General features: G+C 65.1%; 4 protein-coding genes, 1 pseudogene and 1 riboswitch. Of the genes and pseudogenes, 2 read left to right on the forward strand and 3 right to left on the reverse strand.

The window, feature by feature from the left end:
- Window positions 1–453, forward strand: a 453-nt coding sequence (locus tag EOA27_RS23560) for a glycosyltransferase (protein ID WP_281059473.1), incomplete at its 5' end; no start/stop codon positions are given.
- 21 nt (window positions 454–474) lie between these two features.
- Here the strand turns inward: EOA27_RS23560 and EOA27_RS23565 are convergent.
- The gene (locus tag EOA27_RS23565) at window positions 475–1,665 is read right to left on the reverse strand and encodes an O-succinylhomoserine sulfhydrylase (protein WP_126079343.1); all 1,191 of its coding nucleotides are present in this window, start codon (window positions 1,663–1,665) and stop codon (window positions 475–477) included.
- A 56-nt stretch (window positions 1,666–1,721) separates the two neighbouring features.
- Window positions 1,722–1,799: riboswitch (SAM riboswitch) on the reverse strand.
- A gap of 116 nt (window positions 1,800–1,915) precedes the next feature.
- Between EOA27_RS23565 and EOA27_RS23570 the strand changes: the two genes are divergently transcribed.
- Window positions 1,916–3,010 carry a 2'-deoxycytidine 5'-triphosphate deaminase gene (locus EOA27_RS23570; RefSeq protein WP_126079342.1) on the forward strand — a complete coding sequence of 365 codons (1,095 nt, stop codon included), beginning with the start codon at window positions 1,916–1,918 and terminating at the stop codon, window positions 3,008–3,010.
- A gap of 193 nt (window positions 3,011–3,203) precedes the next feature.
- Here EOA27_RS23570 and araD1 read toward each other — a convergent pair whose 3' ends face one another.
- Together araD1 and EOA27_RS23580 are read right to left on the reverse strand one after the other, a co-directional pair.
- Complete coding sequence (gene araD1, locus EOA27_RS23575; protein ID WP_126079341.1) at window positions 3,204–4,199, reverse strand: AraD1 family protein; 996 nt, start codon at window positions 4,197–4,199, stop codon at window positions 3,204–3,206.
- Between the two features lie 200 nt (window positions 4,200–4,399).
- A pseudogene (locus EOA27_RS23580) lies at window positions 4,400–4,569 on the reverse strand (sugar ABC transporter permease); the annotation flags it as partial.

Consider the following 4,569-nt stretch of genomic DNA (forward strand, 5'->3'; position numbering starts at 1 on the left):
ACCAAGCTGGTCAATGGCCTGGGCCTGCGCGTCAATCTCGTCGCCTCGCCTTTCGAGCAGCCGCTCGGACAGCGCAGCTTCGCCGAGATCTGGTCGCGACAGACGCGCTGGGCGCGGCTGCGCCGGGTCACGTTCCCGCTGTTCTTCACGCCAGAGATCCTGACCGGCGCGGCGGCGCCGCTCCTGCTGGCGCTGGTTGCCGCGGCAAGCGCCGGCGTCAGCCTGTCCACCACGGCTTTGTGGGTGCTGGCGATCGCCTACCTGCCGGAATGCCTGCTGGCCTTGGCCAAGGGCTGGTACCTGTCGCCGCGCAGCGTCACCGCGATGATCGCGCGTGACGCCATGCTGCCGGCCATCTGGGCGCGCGCCTGGTTCGGCGGCGCCGTCGAATGGCGCGGCAATGAGATGACCATCCGCACCCGCGCGCTGACAGAACTTGAGGAGATCGCCTGATCTCCCACGATGTTTTCCGGCTTATTTTGCCGCCTTCAGCGCCTGCTCGATGTCCTCCAGCAGATCGTCGGTGTCCTCCAGGCCGACCGAGAGCCTGAGCGTGCCGGGGCCGATGCCGAGCTCGGCACGTGCCTCGTCACTCAGGTTCTTGTGCGTCGTCGTCGCCGGATGGGTGATCAGGCTCTTGGCGTCGCCGAGATTGTTGGAGATCAGCACGATGTCGAGCGCGTTCTGGAAGGCGAAGGCCGCCTGCTTGCCGCCCTTGACGTCAAGGCAGATCAATGTCGAACCGCCCGACATCTGCTTCTTGACGATATCGGCCTGCGGATGATCGGCGCGGCCGGGATAGATGACGCGCGCGATCTCCAACCGGCCGGCCAGGAAATCGGCGATCCTGCCGGCGCTCTCGGTCTGCTGGCGCACGCGCAGCGGGAGCGTCTCCAGCCCCTTGAGCAGCGTCCACGCGTTGAAGGGCGACAGGCTGGGGCCGGTGTGGCGGAAATAGTCGTGCAGGTTTTCGTCGATCCATTTCTTGTCCGACAGGATGACGCCGCCGAGGCAGCGGCCCTGGCCGTCAATATGCTTGGTCGCCGAATAGACGACGATGTGAGCGCCGAGCTGCAGCGGCTTCTGCTGCAGCGGCGTGGCAAAGACGTTGTCGACGATAACGCGCGCGCCGATCGAATTGGCGAGCTTGGCGACCGCGGCGATGTCGACCACTTCCAGCGTCGGATTGGTCGGGCTTTCCAGGAAGAACAGCTTGGTGTTCGGGCGAACCGCCTTTTCCCAGTTGGCGATGTCGGTGCCGTCGATCAGCGTCGCCTGGATGCCGTAGCGCGGCGCCAGCGTCTCCACCACCCAGCGACAGGAGCCGAACAACGCGCGCGCCGCAACGATGTGGTCTCCTGCCTTCACGCTGCAGAGCAGGGCGGCGGAAACGGCGGCCATGCCGGAGGCGGTGGCGCGGGCATCCTCGGCGCCTTCCAGAGCGCACATGCGCTTTTCGAACATGTCGACGGTCGGGTTGGCGTAGCGCGAATAGATGAAGCCCGGTTCCTCGCCCTTGAAGCGGGCTTCCGCCGCCTGCGCCGTCTCATAGACATAGCCCTGCGTGAGATACATCGCCTCTGCGGTCTCGCCGTACTGGGAACGCAGCGTTCCGCCATGCACGAGTGCCGTTTGAGGTTTCCAGTTGCGCTTCTTGGTGCTCATAGCCCTGCTTCCAGACATAAAAAAACCGGCCGCGAAGTCGCAACCGGTCCATATAGCCTTGCGGCTCGACGGTCCTTTAGCGACTTGTTTAACGTGGCTGCAAGCCGACCGGCCAAATCACCACGGGATAACGACCCTTTAAATGAGCGCCGCGCTTGCGTCAATTGCCGGCTTCATTAAGAGGTTTGTACCAGCCGGACGGCAAGAGCCTGCCTAGGTCCTCGCCCGGCCTTGTGAACGGAGCCAGCCTTTGCGGCAGACAGGCATTCTTCCGGATCAGGACATCGCGGCGCTGTTTGAGGCGAACGCGCTCAAGTCGCCGCGCGCGCTGGACACCAACCAGATCCAGCCGGCCAGCCTCGATCTCAGGCTCGGCGACAAGGCCTATCGCGTGCGCGCCTCCTTTCTGCCGGGGCCCGATCATCTGGTCGCCGACAAGCTCGAACGGCTGAAGCTTCACGAGATAGACCTCACCGGCGGCGCGGTGCTGGAAACCGGCTGCGTCTATATCGTGCCTTTGCTGGAAAGCCTGGCATTGCCGGCCGAGGTTTCGGCCTCGGCCAATCCGAAGAGCTCGACCGGCCGCCTCGACATCTTCACGCGGGTCATGACCGATCGCGGCCATGAGTTCGACAAGATCGCCGCCGGCTATCACGGGCCGCTCTATCTCGAAGTCAGCCCGCGCACCTTCCCGATCGTCGTGCGCGCCGGCTCGCGGCTGTCGCAGATCCGTTTCCGCATCGGCAATGCCGTGCTTTCGGAAAGCCAGCTGCGCGACCTTCACCGTGCCGAGATGCTGGTCGCCACCGAGCCGCCCAATATTTCCGGCGGCGGCATCGCGCTCTCCATCGACCTCGACGGCGACAAGGACGGGCTTGTCGGTTATCGCGGCAAGCACCACACCGGCCTGGTCGATGTCGACAAGCGCGCCGCGCAGGATGTCGTCGACTTCTGGGAGCCGATCTATAAGAGCGGCGCCGGCGAGATCGTGCTCGACCCTGACGAATTCTACATCCTGGTCAGCCGCGAAGCGGTGCACGTGCCGCCGCTCTATGCCGCCGAGATGACGCCCTTCGATCCGCTGGTCGGCGAGTTCCGCGTCCACTATGCCGGCTTCTTCGATCCGGGCTTCGGCCATTCCGCCGCCGGCGGCAGCGGCAGCCGCGCCGTGCTCGAAGTGCGCAGCCACGAAGTGCCTTTCATCCTCGACCACGGCCAGATCGTTGGCCGCCTCGTCTACGAGCACATGCTGAAGCGTCCGCAGGCGCTCTACGGCACCGATCTCGGCTCGAACTATCAGGCGCAGGGCCTGAAGCTTTCCAAGCATTTCAGGGCCGCGCGCTGAGCTGCCAACCTCCCCCCTTGAGGGAGGGGGAGATGCCCGGCAGGGCAGAGGGGAGCGCGAAGGATCGCGGCCTTTGTATTTGAGGCAGGTGAGGGCTTCCGAGGTCTGAGCTTGAACGAGTGGAGACGCTGGCGGGACAGCGCCCCCCTCTGGCCTGCCGGCCATCTCCCCCACGAGGGGGAGATCACCCTTCCTACAGCGCCTTCACCGCCACCTTCACCGGATTTTCGATCTCCAGCGGATTGCGCAGCGGAAGCCCGAAATCCGGCGCCTCGATCTCGAACGTGTCGCCGGCCTCGGTCTTGATGCCGTCGGCGAAGGAGAGCGTCGCGGTGCCGAACATATGCACATGCACGTCGCCCGGCTGGCGGAAGGCCGAATATTTGAAGTGGTGGTGCTCGAGATTGGCGATGGTGTGCGACATGTTCGCCTCGCCCGACAGGAACGGCTTTTCCCAGAGCAGCTTGCCGTCGCGCCAGATGCGCGATGCGCCGCGGATGTCGGCCGGCAGGTCGCCGATCAGGATCTCGGGGCCGAACGAGGCATTGCGCAGCTTGGAATGGGCGAGGAACAGATAGTTCACCCGCTCGGTGACATGATCGGAGAACTCGTTCGACAGCGTGAAGCCGACGCGGAACGGCGCGCCATCATCGCCGATGACATAGATGCCGGCGATCTCGGGCTCCTCGCCGCCGTCCTGCGCGAAGGCCGGCGACATCAGCGGCGCGCCCGGCGCCACCGCCATCGTGCCGTTGCCCTTGTAGAACCATTCCGGCTGCACGCCGACCTGGCCTTTGGCCGGCTTGCCGCCTTCGAGCCCCATGCGGAACATCTTCATGGAATCGGTGAGCTCCTGCTCGCCGCCCTCGCTGAGCTTCTTGTGCATGGAATCGCGCGTCGCCGCGGAGCCGAGATGCGTCAGCCCGGTGCCGGTGAGATGCAGATGCGCCGGGTCCGGATGGTTGATCGGCGAGACCAGCCTCCCCCTCTTGTAGGCGGCATCGAGATCGACCGTCTCGCCATAGCCCTTGCGCTCGATTAGCGCTTCGAGCCCGATGCCGGTGCGCGCGGCCTCCATCGCCAGCGAATAGACGCTGCGCGCGCCATTGATGACCCTGGTCTTGCCGCCGCCATTGCGGGCGACGACGCGGATCGTCTCGGCGTCGTCGAGGATCTGGGAGATCAGCATGTTCGAATCCTCTCTCATTTAGCGGCCGCCCGCGGGCAAGCCTTACCCGGCGCGGCGTGGAGCGATCCCCGCCGCGGTTGAAACTCTTCGTCCGGATTGCGTTCGCGCGCTCGGTCCTTGTGCGGACTTCTTGGCGCCGACGGGTTGCCGGCAGCGTCGCGATCTGGAACCCGTATGCCTCCTGAACTTTGTTCCGGCCCTTAAGCCTTGTTCTTGTTGTAGACGTCGAAGATGACGGCGCCGAGCAGCACCAGGCCCTTGACCACCTGCTGCCAGTCGACATTGACGCCCATGATCGACATGCCGTTGTTCATCACGCCCATGATGAAGCCACCGACCACGGCGCCGATCACCTGGCCGACGCCGCCCA

The organism is Mesorhizobium sp. M2A.F.Ca.ET.037.01.1.1, from assembly GCF_003998075.1.
In the GTDB taxonomy this organism is placed as follows: domain Bacteria; phylum Pseudomonadota; class Alphaproteobacteria; order Rhizobiales; family Rhizobiaceae; genus Mesorhizobium.